The organism is Streptomyces murinus, from assembly GCF_002154555.1.
Classification (GTDB): domain Bacteria; phylum Actinomycetota; class Actinomycetes; order Streptomycetales; family Streptomycetaceae; genus Streptomyces; species Streptomyces murinus.
The window spans coordinates 1-537 of the sequence record NZ_MUNF01000604.1; the positions used below are offsets into that span (position 1 = coordinate 1).

Annotated in this window: 1 protein-coding gene; it reads left to right on the forward strand. The window is 66.3% G+C overall.

The features are described from left to right. Positions 1–108: 108 nt before the first annotated feature. Positions 109–537: cell division ATP-binding protein FtsE (locus CCN72_RS31070; RefSeq protein WP_143664254.1), on the forward strand; the 429-nt coding region annotated here is incomplete at its 3' end.

Sequence of the window (537 nt, forward strand, 5' to 3'; positions counted from 1 at the left end):
CGGTGCAAAAGCGTACAAGTCTTGCCCAACCTCCGCCTGCGCCTGCGCTTGCGCACCCGGTTCGCGTATGGTCACGCTCATCTACCCCCGGCGACCCGTGGTGCATCCGTGATCCGATTCGACAATGTCTCCAAGGTCTACCCCAAGCAGACCCGTCCCGCACTCAGGGATGTCTCACTGGAAGTGGAAAAGGGCGAGTTCGTCTTCCTCGTGGGGTCCTCCGGCTCCGGAAAGTCCACCTTCCTGAGGCTGGTCCTCCGTGAGGAGCGGTGCAGCCACGGCCAGGTGCACGTGCTGGGCAAGGACCTCGCCCGCCTCTCCAACTGGAAGGTGCCGCAGATGCGCCGCCAGCTGGGGACCGTGTTCCAGGACTTCCGCCTGCTGCCCAACAAGACGGTCGCGGAGAACGTGGCCTTCGCGCAGGAGGTGATCGGCAAGTCCCGCGGCGAGATCCGCAAGTCCGTGCCCCAGGTGCTCGACCTCGTCGGCCTCGGCGGCAAGGAGGACCGGATGCCCGGCGAGCTGTCCGGCGGTGAG